General features: G+C 64.5%; 14 protein-coding genes and 1 pseudogene. 8 read left to right on the top strand and 7 right to left on the bottom strand.

What is annotated here, in order from left to right:
* Nucleotides 1-17 precede the first annotated feature (17 nt).
* The 4 genes from CNE_RS37855 to CNE_RS37840 are packed head-to-tail and all read right to left on the bottom strand — an operon-like array spanning nucleotide 18 to nucleotide 4,310.
* On the bottom strand, nucleotides 18-413 hold the full coding sequence (locus CNE_RS37855) for a 5-carboxymethyl-2-hydroxymuconate Delta-isomerase (RefSeq protein WP_013954343.1): 396 nt from the start codon (nucleotides 411-413) through the stop codon (nucleotides 18-20).
* Nucleotides 414-2,135 (bottom strand): amidohydrolase, encoded by a 1,722-nt coding sequence (locus tag CNE_RS37850; RefSeq protein ID WP_041229402.1) that lies wholly within the window; start codon nucleotides 2,133-2,135, stop codon nucleotides 414-416. It lies immediately after the preceding gene.
* Nucleotides 2,136-2,194: 59 nt separating this feature from the next.
* The gene (locus tag CNE_RS37845) at nucleotides 2,195-3,175 is read right to left on the bottom strand and encodes a tripartite tricarboxylate transporter substrate binding protein (RefSeq protein ID WP_013954341.1); all 981 of its coding nucleotides are present in this window, start codon (nucleotides 3,173-3,175) and stop codon (nucleotides 2,195-2,197) included.
* A 40-nt stretch (nucleotides 3,176-3,215) separates the two neighbouring features.
* Nucleotides 3,216-4,310, bottom strand: coding sequence for a porin (locus CNE_RS37840; RefSeq protein ID WP_041229401.1), 1,095 nt, complete (start codon nucleotides 4,308-4,310; stop codon nucleotides 3,216-3,218).
* A gap of 509 nt (nucleotides 4,311-4,819) precedes the next feature.
* Here CNE_RS37840 and CNE_RS37835 point away from each other — a divergent pair.
* Entirely contained in the window at nucleotides 4,820-5,227 is a 408-nt protein-coding gene (locus tag CNE_RS37835; protein ID WP_013954338.1) for a hypothetical protein, read from the top strand.
* A 55-nt stretch (nucleotides 5,228-5,282) separates the two neighbouring features.
* On the opposite strand, the pseudogene CNE_RS37830 reads toward CNE_RS37835, so the two are convergent.
* The 3 genes and pseudogenes from CNE_RS37830 to CNE_RS37820 all read right to left on the bottom strand — a co-directional run bounded on the left by CNE_RS37830 (nucleotide 5,283) and on the right by CNE_RS37820 (nucleotide 10,732).
* Nucleotides 5,283-6,153, bottom strand: a pseudogene (locus CNE_RS37830) (MlaA family lipoprotein).
* Nucleotides 6,154-7,053: 900 nt separating this feature from the next.
* A complete protein-coding gene (gene mdeB / locus CNE_RS37825; protein WP_013954336.1) occupies nucleotides 7,054-9,750 on the bottom strand; it encodes an alpha-ketoglutarate dehydrogenase in 2,697 nt (898 codons plus the stop codon).
* A 310-nt stretch (nucleotides 9,751-10,060) separates the two neighbouring features.
* Nucleotides 10,061-10,732: a GntR family transcriptional regulator gene (locus CNE_RS37820; RefSeq protein WP_041229400.1), complete on the bottom strand. Its 672-nt coding sequence runs from the start codon at nucleotides 10,730-10,732 to the stop codon at nucleotides 10,061-10,063.
* Between the two features lie 261 nt (nucleotides 10,733-10,993).
* On the opposite strand from CNE_RS37820, the gene CNE_RS37815 reads away from it, so the two are divergent.
* From CNE_RS37815 to CNE_RS37785, 7 genes are all read left to right on the top strand, one after another.
* On the top strand, nucleotides 10,994-12,094 hold the full coding sequence (locus tag CNE_RS37815; protein ID WP_158310060.1) for a porin: 1,101 nt from the start codon (nucleotides 10,994-10,996) through the stop codon (nucleotides 12,092-12,094).
* Nucleotides 12,095-12,313: 219 nt separating this feature from the next.
* Complete coding sequence (locus CNE_RS37810; protein WP_013954333.1) at nucleotides 12,314-13,663, top strand: MFS transporter; 1,350 nt, start codon at nucleotides 12,314-12,316, stop codon at nucleotides 13,661-13,663.
* Between the two features lie 47 nt (nucleotides 13,664-13,710).
* Entirely contained in the window at nucleotides 13,711-14,505 is a 795-nt protein-coding gene (locus CNE_RS37805) for a citryl-CoA lyase (RefSeq protein ID WP_013954332.1), read from the top strand.
* Nucleotides 14,502-15,707, top strand: a complete 1,206-nt coding sequence (locus CNE_RS37800; protein ID WP_013954331.1) for a CaiB/BaiF CoA transferase family protein — start codon at nucleotides 14,502-14,504, stop codon at nucleotides 15,705-15,707. The genes CNE_RS37805 and CNE_RS37800 overlap by 4 nt, the downstream gene beginning before the upstream one ends.
* 19 nt (nucleotides 15,708-15,726) lie before the next feature.
* Nucleotides 15,727-17,160, top strand: coding sequence for a 3-isopropylmalate dehydratase large subunit (locus CNE_RS37795; protein WP_013954330.1), 1,434 nt, complete (start codon nucleotides 15,727-15,729; stop codon nucleotides 17,158-17,160).
* The gene (locus CNE_RS37790; RefSeq protein ID WP_013954329.1) at nucleotides 17,157-17,753 is read left to right on the top strand and encodes a 3-isopropylmalate dehydratase small subunit; all 597 of its coding nucleotides are present in this window, start codon (nucleotides 17,157-17,159) and stop codon (nucleotides 17,751-17,753) included. Before CNE_RS37795 ends, CNE_RS37790 begins: the two co-directional genes overlap by 4 nt.
* A 7-nt stretch (nucleotides 17,754-17,760) precedes the next feature.
* Entirely contained in the window at nucleotides 17,761-18,243 is a 483-nt protein-coding gene (locus CNE_RS37785) for an Lrp/AsnC family transcriptional regulator (protein ID WP_013954328.1), read from the top strand.
* The last annotated feature ends 209 nt before the right edge of the window (nucleotides 18,244-18,452 follow it).

Genomic DNA, 18,452 nt, shown 5'->3' with positions numbered 1-18,452 from the left:
GTGGTTGTATGCCCGCGCTATTGGAGGCTACTGAAACGCTGGTGGATATTGTTCAGGCTGCGGTAGGTGCCGGCGCCGGAGAACTCGCGCAGCTCCAGCGACAGCGCCAGGTAGCGGCGCCGGTAGAGCGCGGCAAAATGCGCGATCATGGCGTCAAACAGCGCATTGACGGTGTCACCGAGCACGTCGCCAGGGCGGCCTGCTGCGACCGCCAGCGTCACGTGCACGAAGGCATCGTCGGCGCTACCGTCGGCGATGCGATACGTATCCAGGCACATGGCTCGCGCTCGGATGCCACCGACGGGGAATGTGCCGTGCTGCATGGCCAGGGTGCTGCACAGCGTGTCGAGCAAGGCCCCGATGCGTGCGCTCTCGCCAAGGTTGCGCGTGTATTCGACGATCAGGTGTGGCATTCACCGCGCCTTCAGGCTGGCGAAGCTGCCGTCGGCATGGACGACCTTACCGTCGACCAGTGTCAGCACCGAGCGGATGCGGTGAATGTCCGCCATCGGCACCGTCAGGTAAGGCTTGTCCAGCACCGCGAGGTCAGCCAGCTTGCCTGCCTCGAGCGTGCCGCGTACGTTCTCGTCAAACGAAATCCACGCCGCGTTGGCCGTGTACAGCCGCAGCGCTTCCAGACGCGTCAGGCGAAATTCCTCGCGGCGCCGCACTTCCTTGCCGATGGCATAGCCGCTGACATGGAACTCCAGCGCACGCCAGACGCCCGGGATGCCGATGCGCGTTGCATCGGTGCCGCCCGCCACCTTCAGCCCTTGCCGCAATGCAAGGCGTACAGGCGGCGCCGACTCGGCCACATGGTTATCGTTGGCATGGCCGATCGCGCCCGCCTCGAAATACGGGCCCATCTGCACCGTGTAGGCCAGGCCGAGCACCTTCATGCGCCGGAAGGTCTCAGGCTTGCCAGTATTGAGATGGGCCATGGCCCAGCGCAGCTTGCCCAGGTCGTGGCTCCGCGCCACCTCCTCGAACACATCCAGGATCGCGCTGGCCGCGTCATCGGTGTAGGCGTGGATTTCCACCGGGTAGCCCCGGCTGGCGGCGAACGAAGCGACCTTGAGCAGTTCCGCACGGTCCTTCGCCACCGGCCGGAAACCCGGCCCCATGGTGACGCCGTCATCCATGCCGAACACCAGCATTTCGCCCGGCCCCAGGAAGCGCAGCTTGCCGTCGCCGAGGCGCGGCGGCAGGTAGGCCAGCGTGTTCTGGAGCCAGTCCGACTCATTGCCGGCGGCCATGGCGGAAACACGATAGCTCACGCGCAGCGGCAATCGTTGCTCGCGCCACAGCGCGAACAGCGGGTCATAGTTCGCGCCAGGCCCCGCGCTGGCATCGATCATGGCCGTGACGCCCAGGCTGTTGAGCTTGCCGAAGAACGCCGCCAGGTTGCCCGCCGTATCAACGTTGCTCTGCGCGTGGATGCGGGCGTACAGGGCGGACAGCGGGCGGATCGCGCCGAGGATGCGCCCGGTCAGGCGGCCTGCGCCATCGCGCTCGGCACGCACGCCCGCCGGCAACGCGTCCGCCTGCTCCAATCCCAGGACTTCGATGGCTTTGGCATTGACTACCGCGTAGTCATACAGGTACTGCACGTAGGCCGGGTTGTCCGGCAGCAGCGCAGTCAGTTCCGCCGACGTCGGCGCGCGCTTTTCGGCGAACTGGTCGGGGTGCCAGGAACCCGTCACGACCACCCATTTCCCGGCGCCGCGCGCCAGTGCAGTCTGGCGCAGCTGCTCGAGGCCGGCGGCCAGGCTAGTGGTCTCGCCTTCGTACCAGTAGGTCTCGAAGCCATAGCCCTGGCCACCGCGGATGGCATGGATGTGCGTGTCGATCAACCCCGGAATCACCGTGCGCCCGCCCAGGTCCACCACCTCGGTGTGCTGCCCGGCGAGCCGCCTGACCTCTTGATTGGTCCCCACCGCGGCGATCTTGTCCCCGCGGATGGCAATTGCCTGTGCGATCCCGTCGGCGGCATCCATGGTCAACACGGTGCCGTTGACCAGGATCCGGTCGGCGTGCGCGACCGCTTGTGCCGGCGCTGCCATGGTTGCTCCGGCGGCCGCCGTCAGGCAGCCGATAGCGACGGCACGTACGAGGGCCGATGCAAGTCTAGCCATATCGAATTGTTCCTTTGCAGACGAAGGGGGGCGCCCGAAAGCCGGACGCCGGCAAGCGTTTACTGTCCCGGCTGTGCGCCCGAGCGCTTGACGACCGGTTCCAGCTTTGCGATGTCGACCGCGATCAGCTTGTCGAGAGCGCCCGGCGTGGAGGGCTTTGCCTCCGCGCCTTGCGCCTTGAGCTTTTCCTTTGTCGCCGGGGAACCGAGCGCCTTCAGCATGGCGGTGTTCAGTTGCGCGATGATGTCTTTCGGGGTTCCGGCCGGCGCCAGCACACCGAACCAGGCGTCAAAGACGTAGCCAGGCACACCCGCTTCCGCAATGGTGGGAACGTCAGGCATCGACGGCACCCGCGCCGCGGTGGCCACGCCGAGGATGCGCAGCTTGCCTTCCTTGACAAATTGCAGCGCGGTGATGGATGGCGCGAAGAACATGTCCACGCGCCCGCTCATCACATCGGTGATCGCCGCAGGTGCGCCTTTGTACGGGATATGCCGCGTTTGCACGCCCGCCGTCACGTTGAACAGCTCGCCGCTCAGGTGCGAAGAGCTGCCGCTGCCCGCCGAACTGTAGGTCACGGCATCCGGCCGGGCGCGCGCGGCCGCGAGCAGTTCCTTCAGCGTGCGGTATGGACTCGATGCGCCCACCACCAGCAGGTAGGGCATGGTTGCTACCGTGGATACGCCCATCAGGTCGCGGGTCGTGTCATAGGACAGCTTCGGGTAGAGCGTCGGATTGACGGCGTGGCCGGCCGACGTCAGCAGCAGCGTGTAGCCGTCCGGCGGCGACTTGGCCACCACCGCGGTGCCGATCGTGCCGCCGGCGCCGGGACGGTTGTCGATGACGATCTGCATGTTGGAGCCGGTGCTCATTTCCGCACTGACGATGCGCGCCAGCAGGTCGGTGGCGCTGCCAGCGGCAAACGGCACCACCATCTTGATCGGCTTGGAAGGAAAGCCATCGGCACGCGCCGCGGTGTGCATCAATGGTAGGCAGAGCAGCATTGCGAGGACTGCCCTGCGGGTGGTCGTGAAGCGCATTTCTATACTCCTGGAATTGGGGATGAGGCTCGGCACGCGCTCAGAAGGTGTGGCGCATGCCCAGCGCAAAGGTCTGCGGATCGGCGCCGGCGGAGATGCCCAGCTCGTTGATCGCGAAGTCGTAGGTCGCGTTCTTCTTATTGAAAATGCGGCTATAGAAGCCGAACACGGCTGTTCGCTTCGACAGCGGATATTCGTAGCCGATGGTCGCCTGCACCGCACCGGTGTCCGCCCCGCTGCGGAAGAAGCCGACGGCTTCCGTGGCATTGCCGCGGCCATTGCTGGCCACGCCGACTCCCGCGCGCAGGCTGCCGGTCCACAGTGTCTGCACCACCGAGGCGTAGTAGGCATCGCGCTTCAGGTCGCCGGTGGCGGTGCGGTAGTGCAGCCGCTCATAGATGGCCGAAACCCTGGTGATAGGGAACTGGTACGAAACGCCGACCTTCAAGCCGTCATCGTCACGCCCCGCGGTCTGGTAGTTGTTGTGCCGCTCGTAGGCCAGCACGAGATTGAGCGGACCACCGTCATAGGCCGCGGAGAACGACCACAGACTCGGGTTGCGCGGCACCGTCACGCGCTCTTCGTTGACGCCCCAGGTAACCCCCGCGCGAAAGCCGTTCCAGCTCGCGCTGCGGTAGTGGATACTGTTCTTCTGGCGTCGATCGAAAGAACTAGTATCCTCGACGTTGTTTGAAGTCGGGGTCGAGCCGTTGCCCATGATCGCCATATAGCCGGCTGTTGTCGGATAGAACGGATCGTACGCGGACGTGGCCTCCAGGTATGGCGTGGTCCAGTTGCCCATGAAGAAACTTCCCGCGGAGCCAGCTAGGCCGATGCGCGTATTGCGCCCGGCGATCTGCCCGCCGCCGCTATCCAGCGAAATCGAACTCTCGATCTGCCAGATCGCCTTCAGGCTATCGCCAAGGGACTCTTCCCCGCGCATGCCAAACACCGAGCGATTGTTGGTCAGCCGCCCTGTACCTCCGAGCCGGGTGCCATCCGATGCCGTGGTGGCATCCGAATACTCCAGCGAGGTATTCAGCCTGCCATAGAGCGTGACCTGGCTCTGCGCACCTGCAGCCGTACAAACGCCCGTGAGCACCAGGAAAGTGGCGCCCACCAGTGAACTCTTCATGTTGTCTCCGTGTTTTTCTACTTCTGCCCGAACGCTGCCGCGGCGCATTGCGCAACCATGGGTCAGGAAAGAGCCCATAAGGATTCCTGCCCTGACTCCGGCATCGGTATTTGGCTGGTTCGGGATGGCGCCTGTTTATGCGGGGATTCACGCGTACTTTCAGCGTGAACGGATTCTAAAAACCACGAACTGGAGCGTCCATTCGCATTTTCTTTTCGACCCGATGCCGAATTGTTATCGGAATGGCGGCCGATGTGCGATGGCTGGAACCGGCGCGCGCTTGCAGCACTTGCCGTGGTGATCGTCCCTCCACCAGGACGCTGAAGCCCATTGTTCGTGCGATCTGGATATCTACCCCAAGTCTGCGCTTCGGCACCTAATGGGCCCGCCGGCGGAGATAGTGCAGCGTCACCGGCTCGTGATTGACGCGCGCTCCGGGCAACCGGTCGTGCGCAGCCTGAACGCCCGCGTTCTGGGCCTATGGGCGGTACACCGATCTGGTCGGGGAAATGAGTACCGACTCGAACGGACTGCTGCTGTACCCACCGGCGCTGGTCGAAGGCCAGGTACTGCCGGCGGTGAGGTTTGCCTCATGCTACGAGTTTCGCATCGTGGATCGCCGCACGGGCACCAAGGTGTCTGACTTCGTTGGCTCAATGTGCGCCTTATTTGAGCGGAGGGTTGGCACGCTGCAGCGCCTGAAACTTGCTACCGGCGGCACGCTGCTCTGCTGGCCGATCCGATATACCAAGTTCGTTGATCCTGGACGCTTCCGGCTGGTCGATACGGATATCGAACTGGAGCCCACGATGCTCGACATGACCGACTGGTGTTGTCCCGCCCGGCGACTCGTCATGCGCCAGGAAGTTCGCTACAGGAACCAGCAGCAGGTCGCCGATGTGCTGGAAATCGACTAGTGCGGCCGCCGGCGCTTGCGGCGATCGGTCGGCGTGCATAGCCGCGGGCCTGCACTCAGCGGCCAAACCGGATGCCCGGGGGGACCAGCTTCAGCAGCTGGGGCGCGGCCGGCGCCGGCAGGCCGGGACTCACCTGCCCGCCATCGACCGGCTTGCTGTCGACAGGCGTTTCCTCCGCAGGACTGGCCCTGGCCGCGTTGCGATCGGCCGGGGCCGGTTCCGCTTCCTCTTCGTCTTGGCTTCGCGGCAGGTTGCCGTCATAGATCTGGTACTCGCGCCGCTGCAGGTAGGCATTGCGCATGAATGTGTAAATGGTCCAGTGCGGCCTGTTCGATCAGGCTGGTGGCCCCGAGCAGTTGGGCGCGGCCAGCCACGATGCGGACGCCAGCCAGCGAATTGCGTAGCGAGACCGGATCGAGATAGGCCGACGGACCAAACTGGCGATCGACCAGCATGCCGGCGCTATCAGGCACGGAGCTTGGTCAGAACAACGGCAGCACCAGGTAAGGACCAGGCGGCACGCCGCAGACGCCGAGGGTCTGGCCGAAGTCTTCCTTGTACCTTGGCAAGCCGGCCGGCGTCGCGATGTCGATCGGGCCGCTTATGTCAAGCACGCCAATAATGGCCACGCGCATGGTGTCTTCGGCGGCGCGGCCGGGCTTGCCCTGCAACAGGTTGCTCACCGACGAATAGACGTCGCTGACATTAGAGAAGAAGTTCTCTGCCGCACGCTGCACGGGCGTCGGAACGTAGTCAGCGTAGCGCTGCGCAACGGGGCGTAGCACGCCCTTGTCGACGTCCTCGTTGTTACGCGATATTTCGCGGTTGAATGCTTCGAGCGGGTCCTTCTGGTTGGCGGTGAGACCTCGTGCAAGCGCCAAGGCTGGAGAGCACCAGATGGGCTGGCGATGGCCCGGCGTCCACACCTCCGGCTTCGGCTGGCTCGTCAGCGAGCCATCGATGCTCCCGGCTGTCGGAAATTGTGACTGAGTATGGCGTCGATATGGTGTTGGCGTGAATCGTGACTCGGGCTGTCATCCTGGCTTTTCAACTCTTGAGCGGGCGGGCTTGCCAGACATGGTTGCGGGCAAAGATGTTCGCGTTCAGCATGACTTGCGGCAAGCTTCGGACAGATTGCCAGCGCAATGGAGCGGCGCATGCGGGAGATACCCCCGCACGCTTGCCATGCCGGCTTGTTTCCAGTAACCGACACGTCGTCCCACGAATACCCGAAGTGGGGATCTGCTTGCCTGGCAAACGGTTCCCGGTAAGTCTGCCGGAAGGGCATCGGCGTTTTTTTTCTGCCGTTGCCGACAGGCGCTGCGCAGGCTTGATTTCATGCGCCGGCGCGTCGACAGCACACCCGCGCAGCCAGGGACTCGCGAAGGCGCTGTTCAGTGCCGATACCGCCGCCGGCGCCCGGACGGTTGTCTCAGGAAAGGCTGCCCCAGATCGCACTTAGCCGTTGCGCCACGATTCTGCGATGGCGTCATTGGCGCCGCCTGGCGCCTGCGGAACAATCAGCGTGACCGGCTTTTCGGAAAATCCGCTAGCCCACGCTGCACAGCCCGCCAGTATCAAGGGCAGAACAGCTCCGGCGCGAAGCCAGTGGGAAGCGGCATTTTTGGACGGCTTTCAATTTTGTCGCCTGGCAGGGAATGCCCCCTGCTTTCAGCATTAACCGCCGATGCAGCAGCGCGGCTGAGCATGAAAGAGATCCAATGTTCTGTAAAGCAACCATAGGCGATCGCGCCATTGCGCAATACGATGGCGCACCTTGCCGCATCCTTTTGCCGGGCAAGCGCATGGCACGCCTTCGTATGATCTCAGAGCAGCGACGGCGCCGGCTTGCCGGCGTCGATACCGTATCGCTCCAGTGCCTGCGCAACCAGCGCGGCAGGCACGGTGCCTTGCGCCGCGAGCGCCCGCAGCGCGGCCACGCACACATAGGCGCGATCCACCTCGAAGAAGCGGCGCAGCGACGGACGGTTATCGCTACGGCCGTAGCCATCGGTACCAAGAACCGTATAGGGCGCGCGCACGTAGGGCGCGATCAGCTGCGGATACGCGCGTACGTAGTCCGTGGCTGCCACCACCGGCGCATTGCCTGCCAGCAGCCGCTCGACGTGGCTGGGCGCGACCTCTGCCAGGGGTTGGTGCAACTGCTGGCGCGCCACCTCGCGCGCCTCGCGTTCCAGTTCGGAGAAGCTCGTCACGCTGAACACTTCGCTGTCGACCTGCCAGTCCTCGGCCAGCATGCGCGCCGCAGCTTCCACCTCACGCAGGATGGCGCCGCTGCCAAGCAGGCGCACCTTGCCGCGCCCGCCTCTCTCTGTCTGCGCAAGCCTGTACATGCCACGCACGATGTCGCGCTCCACGCCAGCCGGCATCGACGGCTGCGCGTAGTTCTCATTCATCACGGTGAGGTAATAGAAGACGTCTTCCTGACGCTCCATCATGGCACGCATGCCCTCGTCGACGATCACCGCCAGCTCGTAGGCGTAGGCGGGATCGTAGGCGCGGCAGTTGGGAATGGTGGCGGCAATGATGTGGCTGGTGCCGTCCTGGTGCTGCAGGCCTTCGCCGGAAAGCGTGGTGCGCCCGGCGGTGGCGCCCACCAGGAAACCCCGCGCGCGCTGGTCGCCCGCGGCCCAGATCAGGTCGCCAATACGCTGGAAACCGAACATCGAGTAGTAGATGTAGAGCGGCAACATGGCCGTGCCATGCGTGCTGTAGGCGGTGCCTGCCGCGATCCACGACGACATCGCACCGGCCTCGGTGATGCCCTCCTCCAGGATCTGGCCCCTGATGTCCTCTCGGTAATACAGCATCGAACCGGCATCCTCGGGCTCGTACAACTGGCCCTGCGACGAGTAGATGCCGACCTGCCGGAACAGGCTGGCCATGCCGAACGTGCGCGCCTCGTCGGCAACGATGGGTACCACGCGCGGGCCCAGCGTCTTGTCCTTGAGCAGGCCAGTCAGCATGCGCACCATTGCCATGGTCGTTGACATTTCCTTGCCTTCGGCTTGGACGGCGAACTGGCCGTACTGCGGCAGCGCCGGCACCGGCACCGCGTCGGCCTGGCGGCGGCGCGCGGGCAGGTAGCCACCCAGCGCTGCCCGGCGTTCGCGCAGGTAGCGCAGCTCGGCGCTGTCCTCGGCGGGCCGGTAGAAGCGCATGGCTTCCAGGTCCTCGTCGGACAGGTCAAGCCCGAAGCGCCTGCGGAAGGCCTTCAGCGCATCGAGGTCAAGCTTCTTCTGCTGGTGCGTGGTGTTCTGCGCCTGGCCGGCATCGCCCATGCCATAGCCCTTGACGGTCTTGGCCAGGATCACGGTCGGCTGTCCCTTGTGGTCGCGCGCGGCGGCAAAGGCAGCGTGCAGCTTACGCAGGTCGTGGCCGCCGCGATTGAGTTCGGCCACCTCCTCCGGCGTCATATGGGCGACCAGCGCCTTCAACGCCTCGTTCTGGCCGAAGAAGTGCGCGCGCCCGTAGTGGCCGTCCTTGGCCTTGTAGGTCTGGAACTGGCCGTCCATGGTGGCGGCGAAGGCGCGCAGCAGCGCGCCGGAGTGATCGCGCGCGAAGATCGGGTCCCACGCACTGCCCCACAGCACCTTGATGACGTTCCAGCCGGCGCCGCGGAACAACGCTTCCAGCTCCTGCACGATCTGGCCGTTGCCGCGCACGGGCCCATCCAGGCGCTGCAGGTTGCAGTTGATGACGAAAGTCAGGTTGTCGAGCTTTTCGCGCGCGGCCAACGGAATCGCCGCGATCGATTCGGGCTCGTCCATCTCGCCATCGCCGAACACGCCCCAGACGTGGCGGCCCGAGGTTGCCTGCAGGCCGCGATGTTCCAGGTAGCGCATGAACCGGGCCTGATACACCGCCTGGATCGGACCCAGCCCCATGGAGCCGGTCGGGAACTGCCAGAAGTCGGGCATCAGCCACGGATGCGGGTAGGAGCACAGTCCCTTGCCCTCCGACTCGCGGCGGAAGTTGTCGAGCTGCCCTTCGGACAGCCTGCCCTCCAGGAAGGCGCGTGCGTACACGCCCGGCGCCGAGTGCGGCTGGAAGTAGACCAGGTCCCCACCGTTGCCAGCTTCCGCACCACGGAAGAAGTGATTGAAGCCGACTTCGAACAGGTCCGCAGCCGACGCATAGCTTGAAATATGGCCGCCAAGCTCACCATATGCCTTGTTGGCACGCACCACCATGGCCAGCGCATTCCAGCGCACGATGGCCGTGATTCGCGCTTCCATGGCGGCGTCGCCTGGATAAGGTGGCTGGCGCTCAACGGGGATGGTGTTCACGTAAGGGCTATTGCTCTGCGCCGTGGTGGACACCCCCAGCGTAGGCGCGACATCGAGCAGCCGACCCAGCAGGTAGCGCGCCCGCTCCTGCCCGCATTGCGCAACGACGGCCTCCAGCGCATCGAGCCATTCCTGCGTTTCCTGCGGATCATCATCGCCCCGGCGCTGGGCTTGTTCAAGCAGTTGGGCGCGGGGGGAAGCGAGGTTCGTCATGCGAGGTCTCCAATAAGTATTCTTGGTTTTTATTCTATGAATGGGTCCGCAGCATGGGATGCCGAGTTGGCGCATGAACATCGCGGATTTCGGCATATGCCACTGCCGCGAGGCGCAAACCACGCGCAACGATGCCGCAGGGCACTCGTCTGCCCGCATACCGTGCCGGGGCGCAGGGGAACAGCTGCCGTCGCCCGTCAGGACGACGCGGGCGAGGTGGTGGAATAACGCTGGAGGATGACTTGCGCTACGCCACCGATGCGGGGCAAGCCCTTGTCGTTGGCGGCGGGTCAGGGAACACGTGCCGAGGTCAGGGCCTGAATGTGTCGGCCGGCATGCGGTCCACAAATTCGCTGGCGCGCCGGAGATGTTCGCGGATCAGCTGGGCAGACTTGTCGGCATCGCCGCTCACGATTGCCTGGGCAATGAGACGGTGCTCAACGACTGATTCTTGCTGTGCTTCGCCGTGGATGGCATTGCCGAGCTGGAACATGATCATCGGCAGTTGTAGCCGTCCGATGAAATCGGTGAGTTTGGCATTCCCGCATTCGTCGGCGATGGCCTGGTGAAAGCGTCGGTTCTCTTCGAAGTAGGCTGCCGGGCTCATGCCATGGTGATCTTCCCAGATCGGCTGGGTCGCCTGCAGGAAGCGTTCACGCACGCATGCCTCGTTCATGCGGCTGGCCGTGCGACGGGCCGCCAGCGCTTCGAGCTCCGCGCGCACCTCGAACAGCTCTTTCATTTCCAGCTGCGAGTAGCGCCTGACCATGGTGGTCTGGTTCGGAATGCTTTCCACCAGGCCTTCGGCCGACAGCCGGCGGAATGACTCGCGCACGGGACCGCGGCTGACGCCAAGCTCGCGCGTCAGGTCTGCCTCGACCAGGCGCTGACCTGGTACGAGACGGCCGCTCAGGATCGCATGCCTCAGGCTGTCGACGACATATTCGAGCGTGCTGCGCTGCGTTGCGGATGGATTCGTCATATCTGGTGATCTCTCCTCGCGATTACCCTTATTGTAACTCAATATAACGCACATTATTGTCCTACAATATTGTATTGCTATGTCATGACCCCCACAACGAAACGGCCACACGATGTCCCTCGGGTGATTCACCGCCGACCACCTTTCGTCTCACTCACCACTACGCAACCGACTTCGACGGTTGCTCGCCAACCAGGAGGCACAAAATTGAAGCGTCATCGGCCAAACCAGCGCGCGTGGCACGCGGGAATCCTACCGATCTTGGCGATCGGACTCGGCGGTGTTGCCGCAAACGCAATGGCGCAGGCCGGCCCGGTAGCACCGGGTGGAAGCGGCCATATTTACGGGGTGCTGGATGCCGGTTATGTCTACCAGAGCGGATCGGTTAATCATGCAAATGGCACCTCCTCCGGACCGGTGGTCCGGAACGCGCTGCAGGGCGGGGTCGCACGCGGCTCTCGCCTTGGTTTTCGCGGCAGCGAGAACCTTGGTAATGACCTGAAAGCCATATTTGTTGCGGAAATGGGGTTTTACGTCGATACCGGCGTGTCGTCGCAAGGCGCACAGGTGCTCAACCAGTATCCGGCGGGACCGTTGTTTGGCCGGCAGGCCTTTGTCGGGCTCGCCAGCAACGCCGGCACCCTGACCATGGGCCGCCAGTACACGCCGGCGTTCCTGGTAACCACGCTGGCCGACCCGTTCTTCCAGGGAATGGCCGGAAATATGGCTAATCTGCAGAACACCAGCGGCCGTGCCAGCAATTCCGTGATCTACGTGACGCCGGCTTTTGGCGGCCTGACGGCCTCCGCGATGTATGCGCTCGGGGAAGTCCCGGGCGATAGCGCCAAGGGCCGACAATACAGTGCGAACCTGATGTACCAGGCATCCCGGCTGAATGTGGGACTAGCTTTCTACAACACCAACAACGCCGGTGCCAGCGCCACCAGCAGGACCACCACGCTAGCCGCCAATTACGACGCCGGCATTGCCACCCTGTACGGTGACCTCCAGATCCAGCGCGCCAGCATGGAGAATCCGCCCGGCTCGACGGTCCTTGGCGGGGATCGGGTCTTCACCAGCTACAACAGTTTCCTGGTGGGGGTCTCGGTGCCACTCGGCAGGCATCAGTTCCTGCTCAGTTATATCTACAACCGGGATATGCGCAGCGGACCTGACTCGGATCGCAATGCCGGCCAGTTTGCCATTGGCTATAAATACCATTACTCAAAGCGCACCTACTTATATTCCGCATACGGCACAGTTACGAATCACAACGGTGCCTCATACACCATCGGTGATGCGCTTTCCGTCAACGGTAATGCCCGCCGCGCCTTCAACCTGGGCCTTTCCCACGATTTCTGAGTTCCGGACCGGCAACCCACTGTGGACCTGCTGATTACCGGGCCGCTACCAACCTGATCAGGACTAACCCTCATAGCACAGCGTCGCCAGCTACACTATTGTCCTACAATATAGTTGCGCAAATTGACAGACGCTATACCGAACTGGCGTGTGGCCAGCAGCGCAAAGACAGGCCGCCGATGCATCCGCATCCCTGGCACAAAACGAAATGGAGACAGCATGGCCACGAGCATTCAGCCAACCTCGATCGAGGCCGCATTGCCCGATCTTGAGAAGCGCACCTACGACAAGGTTTTCTGGCGGACAGTGCCACTGTTCTTTGTCTGCTACGTGATCTCGTACCTTGATCGCGTCAATATCGGCTTCGCCAAGCTGCAGATGCTCGGCGACCTGAACCTGAACGACAACGTCTACGCGCTCGCCGCGAGCATGCTCTTCTGGGGCTATGTGCTCTTTGAAATGCCGAGCAACCTGATCCTTCACCGCGTGGGCGCGCGCCGCTGGATCTCGCGGATTATGATCAGCTGGGGTTGCGTCTCGATCTCCATGATGTACATCGAGCCGCTGGCTGCGCTATTCCACATTACCCCGGCAACTATGTTCTACGTGCTGCGCTTTCTGCTGGGCGTGTGCGAAGCCGGCTTCTTCCCGGGCGTCGTGCTTTACCTGAACCAGTGGTTCCCCTCGCACAAGCAGAATCGCGTGCTGGCCGGCTTTATGTTCGCGCTGCCGCTGAGCCTTTGCATCGGCGGACCGGTATCGGGCTGGATCCTGCAGAACATGCACGAGGCTTTTGGCCACCGTGGCTGGCAATGGATGCTGCTCATCGAAGGGCTGCCCGCGGTGATCCTTGGCATCGTGGTGCTGGCCTGCCTGACGGACTCGGTCGACAAGGCGCGCTGGCTGAGCGCCGATGAGAAGGCGCTGATCAAGCGCAACCTTGCCGCCGAAAACGCGCACAAGACCCACAATTTCGGCGCAGCGTTGAAGAGCCCGGTGATCTGGCTGCTGTGCGCAATCCTGCTGACCATGAACACCGGGTTCTACGGCCTCTCGTTCTGGCTTCCCTCCATCATCCAGGCCACCGGCCTCAAGAACATCTATCACGTCGGCCTGCTGTCCGCGCTGCCCTATGTGGTCGCGGGCGTGTTCATCGTGGCCAATGCCGTGCATTCGAACCGGACCGGCGAACGCCGCCTGCACGCCGCCATACCGGCGGGCTGCGCCGGCATCGGCCTGATCCTGAGCGCTGCCTTTGCCAGCCAGCTGGAAATGTCGTTGCTGCTGATCTCCGTGGCGGCTGCCGGCATTCTCGGCGTGGCACCGCTCTTCTGGATCTTCTCAGGGCGCGCCCTCACCGGCGCCGCGGCCGCCGCGGGGCTGGCCATGATCAACTCGGTCGGCAGCCTGGCTGGCATCACCGGCGCCATGATCACCAATGTCGCCAAGAACGTGACCGGCAATGTCAACAGCGGCACCTATGTGCTGGGCGCCTGCCTGCTGCTGTGCTGCCTGCTGATCCTGCTGCTGCCGCGCGCCATCGTATCGGCCGACGCGCACAGGCCCTGACCGCCAACGCCCCCCCGGCGAGGTAACGTATTCAACAGGAGTAAGCCATGGAAAAACAGGAACTGCGATCGGACATGGGCTGGAGCACCGCCGACCGCATCACGGTGCGCGGACTGGACCTGTGCCAGGACGTGCTAGGCAAGATCGCCCTGGGGGACTTTGCCTTCCTCGAAGTCACCGGCAGAAGGCCAGGCGCCGCCGAATCGACCGTATTCAACGCCATTCTCGCCGTGCTGGTCGAGCACGGCATGACGCCCTCCGCGATGGTGGCGCGGCTGACCTATCTCGGCGCGCCGGAGTCGATGCAGGCCGCGATCGCGGCAGGCCTGTGCGGCATGGGCACGACCTTCGCGGGCACGGCCGAAGGCGCCGCCCGCCTGCTGCAGGGCGTGCAGCCACTTGGCACGGCAAAGCAATACGACGTGGCGGAAACCGCCGCGCGCATCGTGCAGGAACATCGGCAGCAACGCCTGCCGGTGCCGGGCATTGGCCACCCCGTGCATAAGCCGGTCGACCCGCGCGCGGTCACGCTGTTTGCCATCGCCGAGGAAAACGGCCTGGCCGGGCCTTACGTCGCGCTGATGAAAGCGATCTCGCTGGAAGCCGAGCGCGCCTTCGGCAAGCCTGGCCAGCTGCCGGTAAACGCCACCGGGGCGATCGGCGCCATCGCATCCGAGCTTGGCCTGTCCTGGAAGCTGTGCCGCGGCCTGGCGGTGGTGAGCCGTGCCGTCGGCCTGCTCGGCCATCTGGCCGAGGAAATCGAACACCCCATCGCCAATGCACTTTGGGTGCGCACCGAAGAGGAAGCTTCAGCGCACCTTGTCCAGAAGGAGCCGCAATGAAAGTCCTGCAGAACGTCCGTGTTATCGAGATCGGCCGCTTTATCACCGCACCGCTTGCGGCCCAGTTGCTGGGTGAACTCGGCGCCGAGGTGATCAAGGTCGAATCACCCAAGGTGGTGGACCCGTTCCGCACCTTCGACGGTGGCCTGTATGCCGGCCACTTCCAGTCGCACAACCGCAACAAGCGCTCGCTGGTGCTCGACTTCGCCACGCCCGATGGCAGGGAGGTGCTGCAGGAGCTGCTGCGCGACGCGGATGTGCTGCTGCTGAATATGCGCCCCGGCAGCGAAACCAAGCTGGGCCTGGACGCGGAGCACCTGCGTCGGATCAATCCGCGGCTGGTGCATTGCTCGATCACGGGCTTCGGCGCCGACGGCCCTTACGCGCACCGCCCGGCCTTCGACAATGTCGGCCAGGCCCTGTCCGGATGGATGTCGATGTTCCATCGCGGCACCGATTCACGCGTGCCGGGGCCGCCGGTATCCGACACCATTTCCGGCATCTACGCCTGCATCGGCATCCTGGGCGCGCTGGTCGAGCGCGCCTCCACCGGGCGCGGCCGGAAAGTGGAGGTCTCCATGCTGGAAGCGATGATCGCGCTGGCCACCGAACCGCTCGGACAACTGTCGGCCTATGGCAGCGCGCCGGAGTTCTTCAGCCGCGCGTCCAAGTCGCAGTCCTACCTGGTCACCTGCAAGTGCGGACGCCGTATCGGGCTGCACCTGTCGTCGCCGGAAAAATTCTGGCAGAGCCTGCTTGGCGCCATCGAGCGCCCGGACCTGGCGCAGGCGTACCCGGACCGGCAAAGCCGCGTGCACGGCTACGACGCGATCGCGGCCGAGCTCAGCGCCGTCTTTGCCACCGCCGACCGCGACACCTGGATGGCGCGCCTGCAACAGCACGACGTGCCGGCGGCGCCGGAGCTGCGCCTTGATGAACTGGACGCGGACGAGCAGGTACGCCATCTGGACATCTTCTACCAGCTGGAGCACCCGGATTACGGCCCGGTGCGCGCCGCCAACCGCGCCATCCGCTACGACGGCGACAACGCCAGCGGCTTCCGCGTGCCACCGGCCTTCGGTGAACATTCGATCGAGGTCCTGCGCGAGGCCGGCATCGAAGAGGCACGCATCGAGCAACTGGTCGGCGCCGGCACGGTGCTCGATCATCACCGGCCCCAGGCCGGCGGCACGCAAGGCTGAGGCGAACGGGAATCGGACGATGGGAAAGACGCTCTACGAAAAAGTGTTCGACAGCCACGCGCTGCGCGAGCTCGCACCCGGCCAGTACCAGATCGTGGTGGACCGCCACATGCTCAATGAAGTCTCCAGTCCGCAGGCGTTTGCCACGCTGCGCGAACGAGGGCTGAAGGTGGCGTACCCGGAGCGCACCTTCTCCACGTCCGACCATACCACCTCGACCCTGGGAGACCCCGAGGCCGTGGACGATGCCACCAGCGCCCTGCAGATTGCCACGATGCGCGGCAATGCCGCGGAATCCGGCATCCGCTACTTCGATCCACGCCAAGGCGAACACGGCATCATCCACGTGATCGCGCCGGAGCGCGGGCTGATCCACCCGGGCATGGTAGTGGTCTGTGGCGACAGCCATACCTCGACATATGGTGCCTTTGGCGCAGTCGCCTTCGGCATCGGCACGACCCAGGTGCGCGACGTGCTGGCCAGCCAGACCATGCTGTGTGAAAAGCTGCGCGTGCGTCGCATCGACATCGTCGGCAAGCTGGCACCGGGCGTCTACGCGAAGGATGTCGCCTTGTACGCGATTGCGCGCCTGGGCGCCAAGGGCGGCGTCGGCTATGCCTATGAATTCGGCGGCGAGGTGGTGGAGCGCTTCTCGATGGAAGAGCGCATGACGCTCTGCAATATGGCGATCGAGGGCGGCGCGCGGTGCGGCTATGTCAATCCGGATGCCACCACCTACCGCTACCTGCAAGGCCGCGCGCACGCGCCCGCCGGGCAACGCTTCAGGCAGTCCGTCGCGCGCTGGGAGAAGGTCCGCTCCGATGCGGACGCGCGCTATGACAACAGGGTCACGCTGCATGCGGACGAGATCGGCCCGATGGTCACATGGGGCACCTCGCCGGACCAGGCGGTGGCCGTGCATGAGCGGATTCCCGTGGTGTCGCCGGCGCTGGCCGACACGCTCGGATTCATGGGACTTGAAGCGGAACAGCCCATTGCCGGCACCCGCGTCGACGTGGCATTCATCGGCTCCTGCACCAACGGCCGGCTATCCGACTTCGAAGCCGTTGCCGAGCACCTGCGGCGCGGCACCTATCGCGTCGCCGCACATGTGAAGGCGCTGGTGGTGCCAGGCTCGCGCGCGGTACACGAGGCGCTGATTGCCAGCGGCATCGACCGCCTCTTCACCGAGGCCGGCTTTGAAATGCGCGACGCCGGCTGCTCGCTGTGCTGCGGCATGAATGCCGACCGCCTCAGCGGCCACCAGCGCTGTGCCTCATCGTCCAACCGGAACTTCCGCGGCCGCCAGGGCTCGCCCGAGGGCCGCACCATGCTGATGTCGCCGGTTATGGTGGCAGCGGCCGCCATCGCGGGCGAGATCGTCGACGCGCGCCGGCTGTTCGGCATTGACGGAACCGCACCCCCATCATCGCGCACCATCGAGCAACCATGAACCACCGCATAGAACAGATTGCCGCCCGCGCCATGCCACTGCGCGGCGATGACATCGACACCGACCAGATCATGCCCGCGCGCCATCTCAAGTGCATCACCTTCGACGGCCTGGAGGCCCATGTGTTCGGCGACGAGCGCAAGCTGGCGCGGGCCCGGCAGCGCCTGCACCCCTTCGATGACCCGCGCTTCGCCGGCGCGGAGATCCTGCTGGTCAACGCCAACTTCGGCTGCGGCTCTTCGCGCGAGCACGCGCCGCAGGCACTGCGCCGGTACGGCATACGTGCCATCGTGGGAGAGTCGTTTGGCGAGATCTTCGCCGGCAATTGCGTGGCGCTTGGCATCGCCTGCGTCCACCTGGCTGATGATGCGGTGCGGCGGTTGCAGGCGCACTGCGAAGCGCGGCCGGCCACGACACTGCAAATCGACCTGGCCAACATGACACTCGCCCTGCCCGACGCAACGCTGGCCATTGGCATGCGCGACGGCCCGCGGCGGCAATTGCTGAACGGCAACTGGGACTCCCTGTCCGTGCTGCTGCAGGGCAGCCACGAGACCCGCGCAAGGCTGGCAATCCTGCAGTCCCAACCATAATGCTTCCATGATCGATCTCGACAAAATCGACCTCAGGATACTGGCCGAGCTGCAGCGCGACGCCTGCCTCACCAATGTGGAATTGGCGGCCCGCGTCAACCTTTCACCGTCACCCTGCCTGGCACGCGTGCGCGTGCTGAAGCAGTCGGGACTGATCAGCAGACATGTCACGCTGCTGGATCCCCGCAAGCTTGGCCTCAACGTCAACGTCTTCATCCAGGTTACGCTGGAAAAGCAGACCCGCGCCGGCCTGGAATCGTTCGAGCGCGCGGTCCTAGCACTGCCGCAGGTGATGGAGTGCTATCTGATGAGTGGCGATTCCGACTACCTGATCCGGGTGGTGGTTGCCGAAGTGCAGGCGCTCGAGCACTTTATCGTCGACAAGCTGACGCGGCTGGCTGGGGTGGCAAGCATCCGCTCCAGCTTCGCGCTCAAGCAGGTGAAGTACCAGACCGCGCTGCCGCTGCCGGAACCCACGGCACGGAAGTAGGGCCAGCAGCGGGAAGCCGCGCGGCGATTTCCACCGGTGCCGGTGTGCGTCCCGTTGCAGCATATCGTGCTGCCCACGCCTTTTTCTGCGGAATTTTCGTCGGCGTACCCGGTGCAATGCGCATGGGAACGGCACATCATGCGCCGCCCGCATCCGTAGAATGGCCCGCACAGGTGCCTGATCATTCATCTAACGAAAAATTTGCAGGA

Origin of the sequence: Cupriavidus necator N-1 (assembly GCF_000219215.1) — a bacterium.
Taxonomy (GTDB): Bacteria; Pseudomonadota; Gammaproteobacteria; order Burkholderiales; family Burkholderiaceae; genus Cupriavidus; species Cupriavidus necator.
Note: the sequence above shows the minus strand (reverse complement) of the source record. Positions and strands in the feature narration are given on the sequence as shown.